Source organism: Microbacterium paraoxydans (assembly GCF_020524545.1).
GTDB lineage: Bacteria > Actinomycetota > Actinomycetes > Actinomycetales > Microbacteriaceae > Microbacterium > Microbacterium paraoxydans_C.
In genome coordinates this window covers 222,835-241,802 of sequence record NZ_JAIVLG010000006.1, presented here as the reverse complement: position 1 = coordinate 241,802, position 18,968 = coordinate 222,835, and the positions used below count along the sequence as shown (strand labels likewise).

Sequence of the window (18,968 nt, the reverse complement as noted above, 5' to 3'; positions counted from 1 at the left end):
TCCTACTTCTCCGACCGGTCCTCGACCACGCCCGCGATCGTGTCGAGCGTCTCCTGCGCATCGGTCTTGCCCTCGTAGAGCTTCTGGAACTCCTCGGAGATGGCGACCGGCAGACCGGGCACGCGGGCCTCGGCGGGGTAGTTCGTGAAGCCGATGTCGCGCATGTCGAGGAACGTCTGCGCGTGCACCGGGTAGCCGCCTTCGAGCACGACGTCGTCGGCGCCCTTGATCGACGGGACCGCGTTGCCGCCGCCTTCGAGACGGAAGGTCTGGCCCTCGGCGGAGAGGAACTCGGTCCAGAAGGTGAACGCCGCGTCCTTCACCTTGGTCTTGCCGTTGATCGCGAGGAAGCTCGTCGCGACCCCGGTGGGAGCGGCCTCGCCGTCGGGCGTCGGCCAGCGGACGATGTCGTAGCTGTCTTCCTCACCCGTGGCCTTGACCGTCCCGATCGTGTAGCGGCCCTGCACGAAGAACCCGGCCTTGTGCGTCACGAAGACGCTGTCCGCTCCGGCGCCGTCGGGAAGCGTGTCGGCGACGACGAAGGTGCCGTCCTGGAAGAGGTCGCCGAGCTGCTGCACCGACTCCACCGAGGCGGGGTCCTCGTTCGCGACGAAGGCGTCCGACTCGTCGTACGGCGCCGGAAGCCCCTGGGACGACAGCCAGCTCCAGTGCGTGGCCCAGTAGTTCCAGTACATCGTCCCGGTGAGGCCGGCGTCGTGGAGCTTGGTGTTCATCTCGAGGAACTTGTCGGTCGTCCACTCGCCGTTCTCGGCCAGCGTGGCGGGATCCTCGGTGATCCCGGCGGCTTCCAGCGCCTGCTTGTCGTACCAGAACACGTCGGGGTTCGAGTCGTTCGGGGCCGCGTAGACCTCGCCGTCCTCCTCTGCCGCCCCGAAGAGGCCGGGGAAGAAGTCGTCCTTCGTGGTCTGGCTCGCATCGGACTCCATCAGGTCGCTGAGCGGCATCAGCCGGTCGGATGCGACGAACTGGCCGATCATGTCGTCACCGACGTAGAACACATCGGGCGCGGTGTTGCTGGTGAGCTGTGCGAGCAGCTTGGAGTGGTAGTCGCCGTAGCCGGCGACGGGCTGGAGCTTGACGGTGATGTCGGGGTGACGCTTCATGAAGTCCTTGTTGAACTCCTCGTAGCGGGTCAGCTCGTCCGCCGTTCCCCAGGTGGACCAGATGACCGTCGCGTTGCCGTCGGCATCGACGCCGCCGCCTCCCCCGCCGCCGCTGCACGCGGCCAGCCCCAGGGCCAGAGCGCCGGCGGCGCCCAGTGCCAGATACCGCGTCACGTTCGCACGTGCCATCTCGCTACCTCTTTCATCATTGGAAGATCGTGTCGGGAACGCCCTTCGGACGTACTCGTATTCTGTATACAGAACGCAATTCTGTCAAGGAGGTCCCCGGGTCGGCGGTCATCGAGACCATCCCGTGACGTACCGGTCACCCGTGCCGCAGACTGGGTGCATGACCGATCCCGACCCGCACCTGCTCGGCCCCGGCCTCCTGCCGACGCCGTTCACCGCCGAAGAGATCAGAGACGCGACCGGCAAGGGGAAGCGCATCCGCCTCCTCCTGGAAGGCCCCGACGGGCCGCTGGGCGAGCACGTCAACCGCTTCCACCACACGGATGAGGAGGGCGCGACCCTCGATCGCTGGGCCGCGGCCGACCCGAACGCGGTCGTCTCGAGCCGGGTGACCTGGATCGAGCTCCAGGGTCACGCGGCCTTCGACGCCGAGACGACGAGCATGTCGACCGTGCCGCTGTCCTCGCCGCTGGGCGAGCTGACGTGTCGGCGGTACGACACCGCCGACGGCATCTTCTGGTTCTCGTCCGCACACCCCGGGATGCCGGTGCAGTACGAGTCCGACGGCATCCGCACGACCGTGTTGAGCATCGAGCGGGAGTGAAACCGCTCCGGCGAGCGCACGCGTCATGAAGGAGATCTCACGCAATGAAGGGGAGCCCGGGCCGAAGCCTCCTTCACAGCGTGAGATCTCCTTCACATCATGCTTCCGCGTCCCACGGGCGTCCGAGGCCCGGCGTAGGGTCGATCCATGAGCAGCACAGAATCGACACAGCGTCATGGAGTGGTCCCGTCGTACCTGCTCGCACGCTTGGCCGAATCGGGGCGCTTCCCGAAGGCTGCGGCGGCCGCGAGACAGACGCTCACAGCCGGACGACCACCGTTCCGCGCCCGCATCGACCTGTCGATCGACGAGAACGGCGACCTGGTCGCCCAGCTGTCGGACGCCCCGAACCGCACCATCAGCGACGCCGGCAACACGCAGCGCCTGCCCGGTGCGGTGGTTCGCGGCGAAGACGACGCCCCCGTGGCCGACGGCGCGGTCAACGAAGCCTTCGACGGTCTCGGCGCCACCTTCGAGATGCTGCTGTCGGCCTTCGGGCGCAACTCCCTCGACGATGCCGGTGCCCCTCTGGATGCGACGGTCCACTACGGCGTCGACTACGACAACGCGTTCTGGGACGGCGAGCGCATGGTGTTCGGCGACGGCGACGGCGAGGTGTTCCAGCACTTCACCGGCTCGCTCACGGTCATCGGGCATGAGCTCGCGCACGGCGTCGTGCAGCACACGGCGAACCTCGAGTACCAGGGCCAGCCGGGCGCGCTGAACGAGTCGATCGCCGACGTCTTCGGCGCCCTGACCGAGCAGTACGCGCTCGGGCAGACGGCGGACGGCGCCTCCTGGCTGATCGGTGCCGAGATCTTCACGGATGCCGTCGAGGGCGCGGCGCTGCGCTCGATGATCGCCCCGGGCACCGCGTACGACGATGACGAGCTCGGCAGAGACCCGCAGCCCGACCACGTGAGCGGCTTCGTGCGCACGACCGAGGACAACGGCGGCGTGCACATCAACTCCGGCATCCCCAACCGCGCCTTCGCCCTGTTCGCCATCGACCTCGGCGGCAAGGCCTGGGAGCGCGCGGGGACGGTCTGGTACCGGGCGCTCACCGGCGGCCTGTCGAGCACGGCGTCCTTCGTCGAGTTCGCCGATGCGACGGTCGCCGCAGCCACGGCGATCGACGAGACCACGGCTGCTGCGGCTCGACGCGCGTGGACCGTCGTGGGAGTCTATGCAGATGAGCGAGCCTCCTCCCGCGACTGATGCCCCGATCGTGATCGCCGTCGTCCGCACGGGCGGCATCGCGGGCATCCGTCGCCGGTGGCAGGTGGAAGCAGGACCCGACGACGCCGGCGACTGGGTCGACCTCATCGACCGATGCCCCTGGGATCAGGAGGCGCCGACCGGCACCGGCGCGGACCGGTTCGTGTGGAGCATTCGCGCCCGGACTCCGGTGGAACGCCGCGAACGCGAGCTGCCTGACTCCGCGCTCGACGGGCCGTGGCGCGCGCTGGTCGAGGCGGTGCGCCACGCGGCGGGCTGACCGTCCGCCCTGTCTCCGGCATCCGATCGATCCCGGGTGAATCCGGCCTCCGCACCGCGGCGGGGGTTCACAATGGACCCATGGGAATGTTCCAGCAGAAGCCGGAAGAAGAAGAGAGTCCGTGGGCGCTGCCTTCGGAGCCCGTGGAGCGCTCCGAAGCCGAGACGCTCGGTGAGGAGCCCGCCGTCGATCCCCTCTCGCTCGGTCTCGGCTTCGGGGCGACCACCGAGGTCAGCTCGATCGTCTTCCCGATCACCGAGTCGGCCGCGCAGACCGCAGCCGACTACGACGCGGAGGAACCCGTCGAGGGTGCGGACGAGGAATCCGACTGAGGTTCGAGCTCCACTCGGGTGCGAGGCAGTGCGTCCGGATACTCCCGCTGCAACCAGCCCACCATCTTCTCCCGCACCTCGCAGCGGATCGTCCACTGGTCGTCGGAGTCCTTGGCGGACATCACCAGCCGGACGGTGACGTGTCCGCCCTGCGCATCCGTCACCAGGGCGCTCGAGGATCGACCGTCCCACGCCGGCGATGCCTCCACGATGCGCTGGAACTCCTCGCGCACAGCGTCCATCGGCACACGCCAGTCCAGATCCAGATACACGGTGCCGAGGATCTTGTCGGATCTGCGTGTCCACGTCTCGATCGGTGTCGACGTGAAGTAGCTGCACGGCACGACGAGGCGTCGCTCATCCCAGATGTAGACGACCACGTACGACAGGTTGATCTCGCCGATCCGTCCCCATTCGCCCTCCACCACCACGACGTCCCCGACGCGGATCGCGTCCGTGAAGGCCACCTGCACCCCGGCGATGAGGTTTCCCAGGATCGACTGCGCCGCGAGACCGGCGATGATGCTCGCGATTCCGGCCGACGCGAGAAGGCTCGTACCGACCGCGCGCATCTCGGGGAAGGTGAACAGCACGGTACCGAGGGCGAGCACGGCGATCGTGACCAGGACGAGCCGGTGGATGACGAGCAGCTGCGTGCGCCGACGGCGGGCCTCCGGACCGACCAGGACGATCTCCTCGCGGGCGATCAGCCGTTCGAAGCCGAAGGAGACGGCGGCGGCGATGAGCCAGGACCCGGTGATGATGGTCGCGATCAGGAAGAGCCGGGAGACCGCCGGCCACCACTCCTGCTCCCCCGCGACCGTGGTCGCGCCGGCGATCCAGACCGCGACCACGAGCGCCGTCGCCGTGGCCGCGTTGCGCACCCTCCGCGCGAGATCACGCACCCAGGGCAGGCGACGGCCCACGAGCACCGTGACCAATCGCAGCAGGACGAGGAGAGCGGTCACGCTGACCACGGCGACCGCGATCGCCACGACCGTGCCGATCCAGGATTCCCATTCGAAGCCGGAAGACATCCGTCCACCCTATCCGCGGTCGGCGATGGCCCCTCTCAGCCTCGTGCTTCCCCCAGACGCCAGTAGCCGGAGAAGGTGATGCGGTCCTTCGAGACACCGTGGTCGACGAGATGCCGACGAATCTCCTGCACCGCGAGCCGCTCACCGCAGACCCAGGCGTAGTCGATCTCCTCCGGGAGAGCAGCGGCGCGGATCGTCTCGTGCAGTCGTGCCCCGGGGAGCTCTCCGCCGCGTTCGACCCACGTGACCTCACCCGCGAGGTCCTGCTTCTCGGCCGCATCCGCGATCTCGATGAACACGTGCGTCTGTGGCGCATCGGTCGTCTCCAGAATCCGGGCGATCGCCGGAAGTGCGGACTCATCGCCGACGATCACGCGCGAACGGGTCTCGGGCAGCGGGGCGTACAGCGCGGTGCACTCGCGGATGCCGAGAGCCGAACCGACCTGCGCACGCCCGGCGAATCGGGTGCCCGGCCCTTCATCGCCGTGCACGACGAAATCGATGTCGAGCTCCTCGGCATCAGGGCGGTGATCCCGCACCGTGTACCAGCGCAGGTCGGGACGCTCGTCCTCCGCGATGGCCGCGACCGCCGCACGGATGTTCTCCGTCCCGTCGTTGCGGGGAAGAACCAGCGGGTGCTCCTCCGACCGCGGGAGCAGGAGCCCGAGGTACTCGTCGGGCCCGACCGGCGCATAGTCGGCAAGCTCCTGCGCCGCGATCGTGAGGCGTCGCATGTGCGGGGTCAGATCGCGCACAGCGCTCACGCGGGCGGGGAAGACCCGTGCCCCGGTGCGCCGGGGGCGCTGCGGGGGACGGACGCGGTTGACGGTGTGCTCAGCCACGCCGAGCCCCCTCTCTCCAGAGCAGCCACAGGAAGAATGCGCCGCCGACGGTGATGGTGACGACCCCGACCGGGATCGGCGCCGGGAAGATGTTCTGCGCGAGCAGGTCGCCGGCGAGGAGCAGCAGCGCCCCCACCAGGCCCGCCGCGAGGAAGCTGGTGGTGCCGCTGAGCCGGCGGGCGATGTGCGGCGCGATGAGCGCGATGAACGAGATGGGTCCGGCAGTGGCCACGGCGACGGCGACCAACAGGGTCGCCGCGGCCAGCAGTATCCACCGCGCGCGCACCGTGCGCACGCCCAGCGCGATCGCGACGCTGTCGCCGAGGGCCATCATCCGCGCGTCGGGGGCGGCCGCGAGCAGAAGCGGCACGATCAGCAGGAGGGCGATCAGCGCGGGCACGAGGTCGTCCCATCCCCGTCCTTGCAGCGACCCGACCAGCCAGGTCTGCGCCGTCGTGGCGCTCGCGACGAACACCTGGGTGAGCACGTAGTCGACGACCGCCATGGCGGTGGCGGAGAGGGCGACACCTGTGAGGATCAACTGCACGCCGTGGAGTCCGGACCGTGCGGCGAACAGCACGATCACTCCGGCGATCACGAGCGCTCCGACCACCGCACCGAGCGCCGCCTGAGCCAGCGAACCACCCAGCACGAGCATCACGAGCACGGCGCCGACCGAGGCTCCGCTGCTGATCCCGATCACGTCGGGGCTCGCGAGCGGATTGCGCGTCAAGGTCTGGAACACCGCGCCGGCCACCGCCAGACTCGCCCCGACGACCACTGCGACCAGGCTGCGGGGCAGACGACGCCCGAGCACGAAGAACTCATCGAGTCGCTCCGGCGGGTTTCCCTGCAGCGTCTGGATCAGCGCGTGCGGGGTGACGACGTACTCGCCGATCATGAGCGCGGCGACCAGGAGCGCGAGCAGGAGCCCGGCGAGGACGGCGCAGACGAGCGCCGCGCGGTGGCTGAAACGCATCGACCAGCGAGACCCGCGCAGGACCCGGTCGTCGGCCGTGAGGGCGTGCGTGTGCGCGCTCACGAGATCCCCGCCGTCCGTCGACCGACCACGAAGGCGATGAGCAGGGGGCCGCCCACCAGGGCGGTCACGATGCCCACCTGCACCTCGCCTCCGCCCCCGATGACGCGGCCGAGCGTGTCGGCCAGCAGCAGCATCGCGGGTGCCGCCAGCAGAGAGAGCGGCAGGAGGATGCGGAGGTCGGGTCCGACGAATCGGCGCAGCAGATGCGGGATGACGAGGCCGACGAAGGCGATGGGCCCCGCGATCGCGGTCGCCGTGCCGCACAGGAGCGTGACGGCGACGAGGACCAACGCACGGACGACGCCCGGCTTGACGCCCAGGGCCATCGCGCTGTCGTCTCCGAGGGCCAGGAGATTCAACGCGGGGCCGAGCAGCAGCGCGAGGATCACGCCGGCCACGATGAACACGACCAGGCCGAGTGCCTCCTCGACCGGTCGCGCGGTGAGCGAGCCCACCCGCCAGAAGCGGAACGCATCGAGCACGGTCTCATCCGTCAGCACGATCGCCTGCGATGCGCCCGCCAGGATCGCGGAGAAAGCCACCCCCGCGAGGATCAGTCGCACGGGCGAACCCGAGGCGAACCGCGTACCGGAGAACCAGAAGATGACCGCCGAGGCCAGGGCCGCCCCGGCGAGCGCGAGCCAGACGGCGCCGCCGACACCGAGCGCACCGAACACGCTCATCCCGGCGACGACCCCGAACGACGCACCGGCGCTGACGCCGAGCATTCCCGGGTCCGCGATCGGGTTGCGCGTGAGCGCCTGCATCAGCACCCCCGCCGCGCCGAGCGCGATGCCGCAGATCACGGCGTTGACGGTTCGTGTGACGCGCAGCTCTCCGACGATGTTGAGGACGTTCTGATCGCCCGCACCGAACAAGGACGCGACGACCTGATCGAGGGGCACGAACCGGGCGCCGATCGCCAGGCTCAGCCCGAGCGAGACGATCAGGATGCCCGACACCAGGGCGACGCCGGTCCAGGCCGTGACTCGGGATGCCGCCGCCGGAGCGCGACGACGGTCCACGCTGGCGGATACGGAGAACATATTTGGTTAGCCTAACCAAATATGTTCGGGTCGTTGCACGTGACCACTCCTCCCCGATTCCCCTTCCGTCCGCTCTTCACCGCTGCCGCGTCCCTCGCCGCGATCGCCCTGATCGCCACCGGCTGCTCGAGTTCACCTGCCGCCGAGCAGTCTGCCCCGGCCGACGAGGGCGCCGCGTACACCGTCGAGCACGCGATGGCCGAGACCGAGTTCGAGACGGTTCCCGAGCGGATCGTCGTCCTCGACTCCCCGCAGATCGACGCGCTGGTGGCCCTCGGGATCACGCCCGTCGGTGCCCCTGAGATCGGTGCCGGTCGCGGCTTCCCGGCCTACCTCGCCGACGAGCTCGCGGAGACCGAGCCGATCGGCTTCATCGCCGAGCCCGACGTCGACGCGATCGCCAACCTCGCGCCCGACCTGATCATCGGGTCGAAGGTGCGCCATGAAGCCCTGTACGACGAGCTCTCGGCGATCGCGCCCACCGTCTTCTCCGAGGACACCGGCACGAACTGGACCGAACAGGCCGAACTCACCGCCGCCGCCGTGAACCGGAGCGACGCGATGGACGAGCTCATCCAGGGCGTCGAGGACCGCGCCGCGGAGGTCGGGGAGGCCGTCGATGCCGAGGGCACGACGGCGTCGATCGTGCGCTTCCGCGCCGACAACTTCCGCCTCTACGGCCCCGGCACCTTCTCGGGCTCGCTGTTGACCGACATGGGCTTCGACCTGGGCGCGGACCGCGACTGGAACGAGTGGTCGATGATGGAGCTCAGCCCGGAGCTGTACGAGCAGATCGACGGTGACGTGGTCTTCTACATGAGCCCCGGGGGTGACCCGAACGCGACCACCCAGGCGCAGATCACGAAGCTCTGGGGCGCGCAGCCCGGCGTCGCGGCGGGTTCCGCCTTCGAGGTCGAGGACGACACCTGGATGGTCGGCATCGGCGTGATCGGCGCCAACCTGGTGATCGACCAGGTCGAAGACCTCCTGGGCTGACCCTTCCCCCTTCCCCCTTCCCCCTTCCCCTTCCCCTTCCCCTTCCCCTTCCCCCCGAGGGGCCGACACGCCAGATGTCGGACGCATGCGTCCAACACGTCCGACATCTGGCGTGTCGGCATGAACCGGAGGCCCCCATGACCGCACCGCATCCGGCACTCGAAGCACGCCGTCTCGTGGTGGCCTACGACGGCCGGGTCGTCGTAGACGGCGTCGACCTGGCCCTGCGCGAAGGATCGTTCACGGTCATCCTCGGCCCGAACGCCTCGGGCAAGTCGACCGTGCTGCGCGCCCTCGCCCGGGTGCTGCGCCCGGAGTCCGGCGACGTGCTGTTCGACGGGCGTGCGGTCGGCGAGTACGGTTCCAAGGAACTCGCCCGCCGGATGGGCCTGCTGCCCCAGGATGCGATCGCTCCCGAGGGGATGCGGGTCGCCGACCTGGTCTCACGCGGGCGCTATCCGCATCACTCGGGGCTGCAGCGCTGGAGCTCCGTCGACGACGACGCCACCCGCGACGCCCTGGTCGCGACGAACACCGCCGAGCTGTCCGAGCGCTACGTCGATCAGTTGTCCGGCGGCCAGAGACAGCGGGTCTGGATCGCCTTGCTGCTCGCACAGCAGACCCCGGTGATGCTGCTCGATGAACCGACGACGTTCCTCGACATCGCGCACCAGTACGAGCTGCTGGATCTTCTGCGAAGCCTCAACGGCGGGGGCAAGACCGTGATCGCCGTGCTGCACGACCTGAACCAGGCTGCGCGCTACGCCGACCACCTCGTGCTCATGAAGGAGGGGCGGGTCGTCGCCACCGGCGCACCGTCCGAGCTCCTCACCGAAGAGCGGGTGGCGGAGGTGTTCGGCCTCGATGCGCTGGTCACGCCCGACCCCGTCACGGGGACCCCCATGGTGGTGCGCCGGTAGCGGCGGACGAGGGTGCCCTCGCAGGATCCCCCGCCCTCCCGGATCACAGCGGCGTGCGCGAGGAGTGCGCCCGGAGGAATCGCGTGGGCGAGTCGCCGTGAGCGCGACGGAACGCCCGGCTGAAGGCCGCCGCATCGGCATATCCGACGCGGGCGGCGACCTCCGACGCATGCAGACCGTCGCGCAGCAACCGCCGCGCCCAGGACATCCGGGTGCGAGCGCGCCACGTCGCGAGCGTCGTGCCGGTCAGTGCCTCGACGGCGTTCCGGAGCTCGGCAGGGGCCACGCCGAGCTGTGCGGCGAACTCGGCGGCCGACCGGCTGTCCGCCGGCTGCTCCGCCAGGCGTCCGAGAAGCGCGTACGTCGCGTCGACGATCGGGACCGGGATGCCCGCTGGTTCCCCCACTCCGAGAACGGTCTGCAGGACGGCCCTCGGATCACCGCCCGTGACGGGTTCGACGTCTGCGTACGCCCAGGCGGCCAGGCGGAGGAGAGGCGCCTGCACGTTCGTCCGGGCGATGACTCCGGCACCGACGTCGATGCCTCCGGGCAGCCATCCGAGCGGGAGGACCGCGGAATCGGCTCCTGCCCGGAAACCTGCGGAGGTGCCGGCAGGGAGGCAGGCGATGTCACCTTCGTGTGCGACCGTCGTCCGCTCGTCGATGCGCACCTCGACGCTGCCGACGGCGACCCAGATCACCACGTGGTACCCGTTGCACTGCGGGCCGAGCTCCGCGCCGCGTCGGCCGGCCGGTGTCCGTCCGCGGGTCCGCTCGGCGAGGGCGGAGGGTGCGACGCCCCACTCCCTGTGGAACGCGCGCGCGAACGCCTGAGGACTCCCGTACCCGGACTCGGCGGCGACCACGGCGACTCCGCTCCCGCGCCGCAGTTCCTCGGCGGCACGTCCCAGCGTGTGCCGGTTGCGCCAGCGCAGCGGCGTCCATCCGGTCTCGGTGCGGAAGCGCCGGGCCAGCGCGCTCGCGCCGAGCCCGTTCTCGGCCCCCACGGTCGCGGGGGAGCGTGTCGGCTCGGCGAGGAGTGCGTCGGCGATGCGACGCAGTTCCGGGGAGGAAGGCATGACGGGCACCGTGATCGCCGCGGTCGGGTGCCCGATCCAGTCGAGGACGGCGGCCGCGCGGACGCCGCCGCCGTGGAGCACGCCGAGGCTGCGGGTGAACGCGGCCAGCAGCGCCGAGACGGCGGCGGCGGTGACGGTGGCGACGAACGGCGCCTCGGGGCCGGCCCGCCGATCGGCTTCCCTGATGCGGATCGGCAGGATGCAGCAGCCGTCCGCTCCGCGCACCACGGCGCCGGTGTCTGCGGGGAGCCACAGCGCCTGCCCGGCGCCCAGCGACCATCGCGACGAGCCGAGCGTCGCCTCCGCGGAGCCCCGGGCGATCCACACCAGCACGGGTGCTCCCGGCCGCACCACGGTGCGCGTCGGCGTGGACGGGATCGCTTCGACGGCGAGGAGAGGAGATGAGGACAAGAATGCGCCGATCCAGGTGCGGTGAGCAAGGTAAGGCCAGCCTAACCTTGATCGAGGAGCGCCCGAGCTCCGCGCCGACGACGACGCACGCCCCGCATCCGCGGACGACTGCCCCGCCGGCCTCCGGCCCGGGGCCATGGGAAGGAATCATGACCATCTATGCATCTGCGCGCCGCCGCACGACGGCCGTGGTCGGCCTCGTGCTGGCGAGCGCTCTCGCCCTCGCCGGTTGCGCCGCCTCCGCCGAAGAGGAACCCGCCGAAGAGGGCACTGCGACCGCGACCGCGGAATGGCCGCGCGTCTTCGAGAACGCCGACGGCACCACCACCGAGATCCCTGCCCAGCCGGAGCGCGTCCTGTCCACGGCCGTCTCCGTCACCGGCACGCTGCTCGCGATCGACGCTCCCGTCGTGGCGAGCGGATCGCAGGTGGGCGGCGTCTGGTTCGACCAGTGGTCCGACATCGCGGACGAGCGCGACGTGGCCAACCTCTGGAGCGTCGGCGAGTTCGACCTCGAAGCGGTGATGGCGGAGGAGCCGGACCTGATCGTGGTCGCCACGAGCGGACGCGACGCGCTGACCGACCAGGTGTCCGACCTGCAGTCGATCGCGCCGACCATCGTGGTCGACTACGGTGCTCAGACCTGGCAGGACCTCGCGGTCGAGCTGGGCGAGGCCACCGGCCTGGAGGGCGAGGCCGAGGCCACGATCGCCGACTTCGATGCCCTCGTGAACGACACCGCCGACGCGATCACCGTGCCGGACGGCACCACCAACGTCATCTCCTTCAACGGCCCCGGCCAGGACAATCCGATCGCCCGCGTCGGCGGATCGCATGCCGATCTGCTCGAGTCGCTCGGCTTCACGGTCGAGGATCCGGATCCTGCCTGGCACACCCAGGCGCAGGAACGCGCCGACTTCGTGTGGGCGACCTACGAGAACCTGCTGCAGCTGACGAGCGAGACGACGTTCATCCTGTCGGCCGACGACGAGACCGCGAAGGGCTTCGCCGAGGACCCGGTGCTCGCGAACGTGCCGTCGGTGGCCGCCGGTCAGGTGTACGGACTCGGCGTGAACTCGTTCCGCATGGACCTGTACAGCTCGACCGAGATCGTCGAGCACGTCCGGGACCTGTTCTCCTGAGACGGGTCGACCGGCCGCTCGGGGGGAGCGGCCGGTCGATCGTGGAACGCCATGATCGACATCTCCTCGCCACCCGACGAGGCGACAGCCGCTCCGCCACGCGTGAGCCGCGGTCGCCTCGTCCTCGTGCTTGTCGCCGCGACCGTACTCGTCGGCACGCTCGTCGTGCTGAGCTCGATCGTCGGGACCCGGATGCTCGCTCCCTCGGACCTGTGGAGTGCCGTGTGGGCCTATGACCCCGGCGACGACGCGCATCTGCTGCTGATGAACCGGCGACTGCCCCGCGCGGCCCTGGCCCTGCTCGTCGGGGCGGCCCTGGGCGCAGCCGGTGTCGTGATGCAGTCGCTCACCCGCAACCCGATCGCGGAGCCCGGTCTCCTCGGCGTGAACGCGGGTGCGGCGGTGGCGGTCGCGGTCGCGATCGCCCTGGTCGGGGTCGTCACCCCGATCGCGTACTTCGGCGCCGCTCTCGTCGGCGCCGCCGTCGCCGGGGCACTCGTGATGCTGCTGGGCGGGGTCCGTCGCGGTTCGGATCCGGTGCGCCTGGTGCTCGCGGGGGCCGCCCTGTCCGTCGTGCTCGGCGCCCTGGCGCAGATCGTGATCGTCAATGGCGACGACATGGTGTTCGACCGATACCGCGCGTGGGCGGTCGGATCCCTCGCCGGACGTGACGTGGACGTGCTCCCGCCCGCCGCCCTGCTGATCGGGATCGGCCTCGTGCTCGCGCTTCTGCTGTCGCGGGCTCTCGATGCCGCCTCGCTCGGCCCGGAGACGGCACGCGCACTGGGGTCGCGTCCCGCGGTCGTCTGGACGGTCGCAGGGCTGGCCGTGGTCGTGCTCGCGGGAGGCGCCACGGCGGCGGCCGGTCCGGTCGCGTTCGTCGGACTCACCGCGCCGCACGTGGCGCGGATGCTCGTCGGCTCCGACCATCACCGCATGCTGCCGACGGCCATGGCCCTCGGGGCGGCACTGGTGCTCGTCGCGGATGTGCTCGGACGCGTGGTCGCGCCTCCCGGCGAGGTGGGCGTCGGCATCATGGTCGCCGTCCTCGGTGGACCGTTCTTCGTGGCGCTGGTGCGCCGCCGACGCTTGGCCCCGCTATGACGGGGGTGACCACGACGGCGGCGCCGGGGGGTCGTCGAGTGTTGCGGCTGGGGGGAATCACGCTGCTGGTGCGGCCGCGGACGGTCGTCGTGACGGTGGTGCTCACCATCGTGGCGCTCACCGCCGGGGCGGTCGCCATGACGGTGGGAAGCCTGCCGGTGCCGCTGCAGGCGGTGCCGAGCGCGGTCTTCGGTATCGCCGACGACCTGACGACGATCCGGGCGGTGCAGGGGGTCCGGCTTCCTCGCGTGCTCGCCGCGCTCGGGGCCGGCGCCGCACTCGGGGTGTCCGGAGCGATCTTCCAGTCGCTCGCCCGCAACGCGCTCGGCTCCCCCGATGTCATCGGCTTCACCACCGGTGCCGCGACAGGGGCACTGGTGCAGATCGTGCTGTTCGGCGCACAGCCCACCCAGGTCGCGCTCGGCACCATCGTCGGCGGCGTGGTCACGGCGGGCATCGTGATGCTGCTGGCGCGGCGCGGCGGCGGGATCGCCGGACGTCAGCTGATCCTCGTCGGAATCGGGGTCGGAGCGATCGCGGCCGCGGTCAACGGTCTGCTTCTGGTGCGCGGCACCATCGACGCGTCCAGTCAAGCGAACCTGTGGCTGTCCGGCTCCCTCGACGCTCGCCAGTGGAGTCATGCGCTGCCCGTGCTCGTCGGGGTCGCCGTCGTGATCCCGATCGTGCTCGTGCTGTCGCGGCGGGCGAGCCTGATGGAGCTGGGCGACGACATCGCCGAGCAGCTGGGAGTGCGCGTGGAGCGCACCCGACTCGTCCTGGTCGGCTGCGCCGTGGTGCTGGCTGCCCTGGCGACGGCGGCGGTCGGACCGATCGCGTTCGTGGCGCTCGCCGCCCCTCAGCTGGTACGCCGGCTGCTGCGTGCGGATGCACCGCCGGTGATCGGCGCAGCGGCGATGGGCGCGGCGCTGCTCGTGATCGCCGACCTGGTGACTCAACTGCTGCCGGTCACGTTCGCGGTTCCCGTCGGCAGGATGACCGGCGTCGTGGGCGGCCTCTATCTGCTGTGGCTGCTGTTGCCGAGCCGAGGCTCGGCCGAGGGGAAGGGATGGCGCTGATGTTGGATTCACTGGTGGCCGAGGGGCTGACGCTGCGGTACGACGACCGGACGATCGTCGAGCAGCTGGATGTGACGCTCCCCGAGGGCAGGATCACCGTGATCCTCGGAGCGAATGCGTGCGGGAAGTCGACGCTGCTGCGGGGGCTCGCGCGGCTGCTCACTCCCGCGTCCGGCAGGGTGCTGCTGGGCGGCGAGGATGTCAGGGCCTTCGCACCGAAGGCGCTCGCACGGCGGGTCGGATTCCTGCCGCAGGCGGCGACGGCCCCGGGCGGGGTGACGGTGGCGGAGCTGGTGGCGAGGGGAAGGTATCCGCATCAGCGGTTGCTGCAGCAGTGGTCGCCGGAGGATGCGGATGCGGTGAACCGCGCGATGCGCTCGACGGGGGTGGCGGTGCTGCGCGACCGTCCGGTGGACGAGCTCTCCGGCGGGCAGCGACAGCGCGCGTGGATCGCGATGCTGTTGGCGCAGGAGACACCGGTGATGCTGCTCGATGAGCCGACCACCTATCTCGACGTCGCTCACCAGCTGGAAGTGCTGGAGCTGTGCCGGCGACTCAACCGGGAGCAGGGGCGCACCGTGGTGCTGGTGCTGCACGATCTCGATCAGGCGTGCCGCTACGCCGACCATCTGGTGGTCATGCGGGAGGGTCGTGTCCTCGCGACGGGGGCTCCGGAGCAGGTGATGACGACGGAGCTCGTGGCCGACGCTTTCGGATTGCAGGCGCTGGTGCAGCAGCACCCCGTCACGGGAACGCCGATGGTGGTGCCGATCGCACCCCTCGCGTCGGCCGATGAGGAGGCGATCGTATGACGCTGGTGGCCGGATTCTCGATAGCGCCGACCTGGATGCGCGGCCAGGCGTGGCGACGGGCGGACTCGCGGGCGGAGGAGCTGCTGTCGGGCGGTCCGATCGTCGACGCCGTGGTGCGCGCCGAGCGCGCGGGCTTCGATCTGGCCTTCCGTCCCGATGCGCTCACGCTGCCGCTGGACACGATCGGCAACGATCCCGCGCACCTCGGTCTGGACCCGATCGTGCAGGCGGCGCAGCTGGCCGGGGCCACCCGGCGGATCGGGCTGGTGGTGACGGTGTCGGCGACCTTCTCGGAGCCGTATCCCGTCGCCAGGCAGCTGGTGTCCCTCGAGCATCTGGCGCCAGGGCGCCTCGGATGGAACGTGGTCACCTCGCGCTCCGGGGACGAGCAGTTCTCGATCGAGCGCCTCCCGGATTCCGCGGCACGATGGCGGCGGGCCGAGGAACTGATCGACGTCGTCGAGTCGCTGCGTGCGGGATTCCCCGCGTCCGCGATGCGGGTCGATCGCGACGCCGGTGTGCTCATCGAGGTGGAGCGGTTGCGGCGCACGGATCATGTGGGCGAGAACTTCCGGGTCGCAGGCCCGCTCCCGCTTCCCGCCCCTACCCCGCGGCCGCTCCCCCTCATGGTCGCCGGGGGCGGTGAGTCGACGATCGCCCTGGCAGGGCGCCGCGCCGATGCGATGTTCGCATCGGCGATCGAGATGGAGTCGGGAACCGCACAGCGCGTAGCTCTCCGCGCCGCGGCGCAGGACACGGGACGGCACGACCGTCCGCGCCTGCTCCCCGGACTGTCTCTGCTGCTGGCCCGCACGAGGGACGAGGCCGCCGAGATCGAGCGGGCGACGTACCCGCCGAGCGGGCCACGACGCACGGGCCCCCACTGGTCGGTGGTCGGGACGCCGGAGGATGCGGTGGAGTCGATCGTCGCTCGTTCGCAGGCGCAGGCGATCGACGGCTTCATCGCCTTCCCGGTGGGGTCATGGCGCTCCGTCGAGCTGCTCTGCGACGAGGTCATGCCGCGGCTGCGAGCACGGGGTGTGGTGGGCGACCATGCCGGGATGCTCGGAGAAGGCGCAGGCGCGCGCGGCACCGGGTAGTCGTCGGGACGGCCGAGCACCCACCATTACGGTGGAGGGATGACGATCACCGCCGCCGCAGACGGCTCCGCCCTGGGCAACCCCGGCCCCAACGGCTGGGCCTGGTACATCGACGACGCCAACTGGGCCGCGGGGGGTTCCCCGCATGGCACCAACAACCAGGGCGAGCTGCGGGCGGTGCTGGAGCTGCTGCGCGCGACGGACGGCACCGACGAGAAGCTGCTGATCGAGTGCGACAGCCGGTACGTGATCGACTCCGTGACCAAGTGGATGCCGGGATGGAAGCGCAAGGGCTGGCGGAAGTCCGACGGCGGGCCAGTGCTCAACCGCGACCTGCTGGAGGGCATCGACGAAGCCATCCGGGGGCGTGACGTCGAGTTCTCCTGGGTCAAGGGCCACGCCGGGCACCCGCTGAACGAGGCTGCCGACGAGCGCGCGAACGCGGCGGCGAGGGCGTATCAGGCGGGGGACGAGCCGCGTCGGGGGCCGGGCTTCACCCGGGCGACCGGTGCCGGTGCCGCCGTGGCCGCCTCCGCTCCGGTCGCCGCCTCCGCTCGTGCCACTGCCTCCGCTCCGGCCCCCGCGGCACCGTCGACCGCGCTCGCGGAGCCGTTGTGGGCCGAGACCTCCGACCTCCTCGACGGGCTCGACGACCCGGGCTCGGCGGCCGGTCCGGAGGGCGACCCGATCGAACTGCGCGTCCCGCTCTCCTCCGACGAGCACGCCCGGTTGCGCGACCGCGCCGAGGCGCAGGGCATCTCGCTCGAAGAAGCGCTCCGCCGCCTGATCTGACGCGCGCAGGCGGAGGTCACCGGAGACGCTCGGGGCGGGCTCCGAGCCCGACGAAACGTCCGGTGATGCGTGAGAGCCGCGGGTGGTCCCGCAGCATCCGCAACGGGAAGGGCAGAGGTGCGCCCGCGGCCCCCGACGCGAGGAGTGGCCCCTGCAGCCGTCGCTGGATCGCCTGAGTCACGATCACCGGCCAGACGCGGCGTCGCTCCACCCGGCGCAGGTCCGCCCGCTCCGGTGCGCGCTCTGCCAGCACCGGCCCCAGGATGCGGTCGGTGGCCACCGCATCCTGGATGGCCAGGTTGATCCCCACACCTCCCGCGGGCGACATCGCGTGGGCGGAGTCGCCGATGCACAGGAGCCCGTCGACATGCCACCGCCGCAACCGCTCCAGCCGCACCCGGAGAAGGTGCACGTCGGACGGCGTGAGGTGCGCCGCCGCGGTGCCGAGACGGGGCGAGATGCGGCGCAGACGCTCGTTCATGGCACGCAGGTCGTCCTCGGATCCGGTCCAGGCTCCCGCGGGGATCACGTGCGCGATCTGGAAGAAGTCCGTGCGGTCGATCGTGATGACCATGCCCGCACCGGCCTGGATGAACGGGTAGCTCTCGTCGCCGCTCTTCGGCAGCCGGAACCACAGAACGTCCATCGACGCGGCCACCCCCACGGGGACGAGCCCGGCGGCGGCACGGAGCTCGGAGTCGCGTCCGGATGCATCGACGACGAGGCGCGCACGGATATCGACCGGCCCGTCCGGCCCGGTCCCGGTGACCCCGACGATCCGCCCGCCCTCCCGCACGACGCCGTCGATGCGGGTCGAGCGCAGCAGCCGGAAACCGGGCAGCGCCTCGGCCGAGGTGGCCAGCAGATCGAGGAAGTCCCACTGCGGCATGAACGTCATCACCTTCCTCGCCGTCGGCAGCCGCGAGAAGTCGGCCAGGGTCAGCTCGGTGCCGTGCCAGCTGAGCGTGACCTCCGACATGTCGGCGTGCGGGCGCGCCAGGAAGTCGTCGAGCAATCCGAGTTCGCCCAGCAGCTCCTGGGTGGAGGGGTGGATCGTGTCGCCCCGGAAGTCGCGGAGGAAGTCGGCGTGCTTCTCGATCACCGTGACCCGGAGCCCGCGGCGCGCGAGCAGCAGCCCGAGCATGAGCCCGCCGGGCCCGCCTCCGACGATGACGGTGTCGGTATCGGTTCTCGTGTCCATGCAGACAGCGTCGCGCTCCGCGTGCGACGATGCGACCATGGTCAATAAATCGCCGGGCCGTCCGCGCGGAGCGTCGACCGCACGGATCCGGCTGCTCGAGGCAGCGCAGAAGCACGTTCTCCGGGGCGATCTGGCGGCCCTCTCGTCCCGTAAGCTGGCCGCGGAGGTCGGCGTCAGCCACACTCTGGTCAATTATCATTTCGGATCGCGGGACGACCTCATCGCCGCGGCGATCGCCCTGCGGGCAGCGCCGCACGATGTGATCGCGCTCGCCCGCGGACGCGACGGCCACGGACCCATCGGCCTCTCGCGCCTGGCCCACGGCATCCTCGCGGTCTGGGAGCATCCGGAGCACGGCGCCCAGCTCGTCCGCCTCGCGCGGCGCTTCGCCGTGGCCGATGACGCCGCTGCGTCCATCAGCGGCTACATCCAGGTGGCGGTGTTCGAACCGCTCGTGGCCGACTTCGGGCGGGAGCACGCACGCCGGATGGCCTTGGCCATCGTCGGGTTCCTCTTCGGGCGGTATGTGCTGGAGCTGCCGATGTTCGCCGCGCTCTCGCGAGAGGAGGCAGGACGGCTCCTCCTCTCGATGATCCGGTGAACCGGTCCGTAGACTCAGCGG

General features: G+C 70.9%; 20 protein-coding genes. 13 read left to right on the top strand and 7 right to left on the bottom strand.

The window, feature by feature from the left end; genetic code table 11:
• Positions 1–2: 2 nt before the first annotated feature.
• Positions 3–1,313: an ABC transporter substrate-binding protein gene (locus LC041_RS13795; protein ID WP_226533662.1), complete on the bottom strand. Its 1,311-nt coding sequence runs from the start codon at positions 1,311–1,313 to the stop codon at positions 3–5.
• Positions 1,314–1,473: 160 nt separating this feature from the next.
• On the opposite strand from LC041_RS13795, the gene LC041_RS13790 reads away from it, so the two are divergent.
• From LC041_RS13790 to LC041_RS13775, 4 genes are all read left to right on the top strand, one after another.
• The gene (locus LC041_RS13790; protein ID WP_226533661.1) at positions 1,474–1,917 is read left to right on the top strand and encodes a hypothetical protein; all 444 of its coding nucleotides are present in this window, start codon (positions 1,474–1,476) and stop codon (positions 1,915–1,917) included.
• 147 nt (positions 1,918–2,064) lie between these two features.
• A complete protein-coding gene (locus LC041_RS13785) occupies positions 2,065–3,135 on the top strand; it encodes a M4 family metallopeptidase (RefSeq protein ID WP_226533660.1) in 1,071 nt (356 codons plus the stop codon).
• Entirely contained in the window at positions 3,110–3,415 is a 306-nt protein-coding gene (locus LC041_RS13780; RefSeq protein WP_226533659.1) for a protealysin inhibitor emfourin, read from the top strand. Before LC041_RS13785 ends, LC041_RS13780 begins: the two co-directional genes overlap by 26 nt.
• Before the next feature lie 80 nt (positions 3,416–3,495).
• Positions 3,496–3,747, top strand: coding sequence for a hypothetical protein (locus LC041_RS13775; RefSeq protein WP_226533658.1), 252 nt, complete (start codon positions 3,496–3,498; stop codon positions 3,745–3,747).
• On the opposite strand, the gene LC041_RS13770 is transcribed toward LC041_RS13775, so the two are convergent.
• The 4 genes from LC041_RS13770 to LC041_RS13755 are packed head-to-tail and all read right to left on the bottom strand — an operon-like array spanning position 3,699 to position 7,714.
• Entirely contained in the window at positions 3,699–4,784 is a 1,086-nt protein-coding gene (locus tag LC041_RS13770; RefSeq protein ID WP_226533657.1) for a mechanosensitive ion channel family protein, read from the bottom strand. The genes LC041_RS13775 and LC041_RS13770 overlap by 49 nt on opposite strands.
• Positions 4,785–4,819: 35 nt before the next feature.
• On the bottom strand, positions 4,820–5,626 hold the full coding sequence (locus LC041_RS17390) for a siderophore-interacting protein (protein WP_226533656.1): 807 nt from the start codon (positions 5,624–5,626) through the stop codon (positions 4,820–4,822).
• Positions 5,619–6,668, bottom strand: a complete 1,050-nt coding sequence (locus LC041_RS13760; RefSeq protein ID WP_226533655.1) for a FecCD family ABC transporter permease — start codon at positions 6,666–6,668, stop codon at positions 5,619–5,621. Before LC041_RS13760 ends, LC041_RS17390 begins: the two co-directional genes overlap by 8 nt.
• Complete coding sequence (locus LC041_RS13755; RefSeq protein ID WP_226533654.1) at positions 6,665–7,714, bottom strand: FecCD family ABC transporter permease; 1,050 nt, start codon at positions 7,712–7,714, stop codon at positions 6,665–6,667. The genes LC041_RS13760 and LC041_RS13755 overlap by 4 nt, the downstream gene beginning before the upstream one ends.
• Before the next feature lie 39 nt (positions 7,715–7,753).
• On the opposite strand from LC041_RS13755, the gene LC041_RS13750 reads away from it, so the two are divergent.
• Positions 7,754–8,710, top strand: a complete 957-nt coding sequence (locus LC041_RS13750; protein WP_226533653.1) for an ABC transporter substrate-binding protein — start codon at positions 7,754–7,756, stop codon at positions 8,708–8,710.
• 137 nt (positions 8,711–8,847) lie between these two features.
• Positions 8,848–9,630, top strand: coding sequence for an ABC transporter ATP-binding protein (locus tag LC041_RS13745; RefSeq protein WP_226533652.1), 783 nt, complete (start codon positions 8,848–8,850; stop codon positions 9,628–9,630).
• 43 nt (positions 9,631–9,673) lie between these two features.
• Here the strand turns inward: LC041_RS13745 and LC041_RS13740 are convergent, their stop codons facing one another.
• A complete protein-coding gene (locus tag LC041_RS13740) occupies positions 9,674–11,119 on the bottom strand; it encodes a helix-turn-helix domain-containing protein (protein WP_226533651.1) in 1,446 nt (481 codons plus the stop codon).
• Positions 11,120–11,268: 149 nt separating this feature from the next.
• Between LC041_RS13740 and fepB the strand changes: the two genes are divergently transcribed.
• From fepB to LC041_RS13710, 6 genes are read left to right on the top strand one after another with little or no spacing between them, the layout of a single operon-like run.
• Entirely contained in the window at positions 11,269–12,261 is a 993-nt protein-coding gene (gene fepB, locus LC041_RS13735) for a Fe2+-enterobactin ABC transporter substrate-binding protein (RefSeq protein ID WP_226533650.1), read from the top strand.
• Between the two features lie 51 nt (positions 12,262–12,312).
• Positions 12,313–13,365, top strand: a complete 1,053-nt coding sequence (locus tag LC041_RS13730; RefSeq protein ID WP_226533649.1) for a FecCD family ABC transporter permease — start codon at positions 12,313–12,315, stop codon at positions 13,363–13,365.
• Complete coding sequence (locus LC041_RS13725) at positions 13,362–14,441, top strand: FecCD family ABC transporter permease (RefSeq protein WP_226533648.1); 1,080 nt, start codon at positions 13,362–13,364, stop codon at positions 14,439–14,441. Before LC041_RS13730 ends, LC041_RS13725 begins: the two co-directional genes overlap by 4 nt.
• A complete protein-coding gene (locus LC041_RS13720) occupies positions 14,441–15,253 on the top strand; it encodes an ABC transporter ATP-binding protein (protein WP_308012787.1) in 813 nt (270 codons plus the stop codon). The genes LC041_RS13725 and LC041_RS13720 overlap by 1 nt, the downstream gene beginning before the upstream one ends.
• A complete protein-coding gene (locus tag LC041_RS13715) occupies positions 15,250–16,353 on the top strand; it encodes an LLM class flavin-dependent oxidoreductase (protein ID WP_226533647.1) in 1,104 nt (367 codons plus the stop codon). Before LC041_RS13720 ends, LC041_RS13715 begins: the two co-directional genes overlap by 4 nt.
• Before the next feature lie 39 nt (positions 16,354–16,392).
• Positions 16,393–17,145 carry a ribonuclease H family protein gene (locus LC041_RS13710; protein ID WP_226533646.1) on the top strand — a complete coding sequence of 251 codons (753 nt, stop codon included), beginning with the start codon at positions 16,393–16,395 and terminating at the stop codon, positions 17,143–17,145.
• Positions 17,146–17,161: 16 nt separating this feature from the next.
• Here LC041_RS13710 and LC041_RS13705 read toward each other — a convergent pair whose 3' ends face one another.
• Positions 17,162–18,346 carry an FAD-dependent monooxygenase gene (locus LC041_RS13705; protein ID WP_226533645.1) on the bottom strand — a complete coding sequence of 395 codons (1,185 nt, stop codon included), beginning with the start codon at positions 18,344–18,346 and terminating at the stop codon, positions 17,162–17,164.
• Positions 18,347–18,383: 37 nt separating this feature from the next.
• Here LC041_RS13705 and LC041_RS13700 point away from each other — a divergent pair, with 37 nt between their 5' ends.
• Positions 18,384–18,947, top strand: a complete 564-nt coding sequence (locus tag LC041_RS13700; RefSeq protein WP_226533644.1) for a TetR/AcrR family transcriptional regulator — start codon at positions 18,384–18,386, stop codon at positions 18,945–18,947.
• The last annotated feature ends 21 nt before the right edge of the window (positions 18,948–18,968 follow it).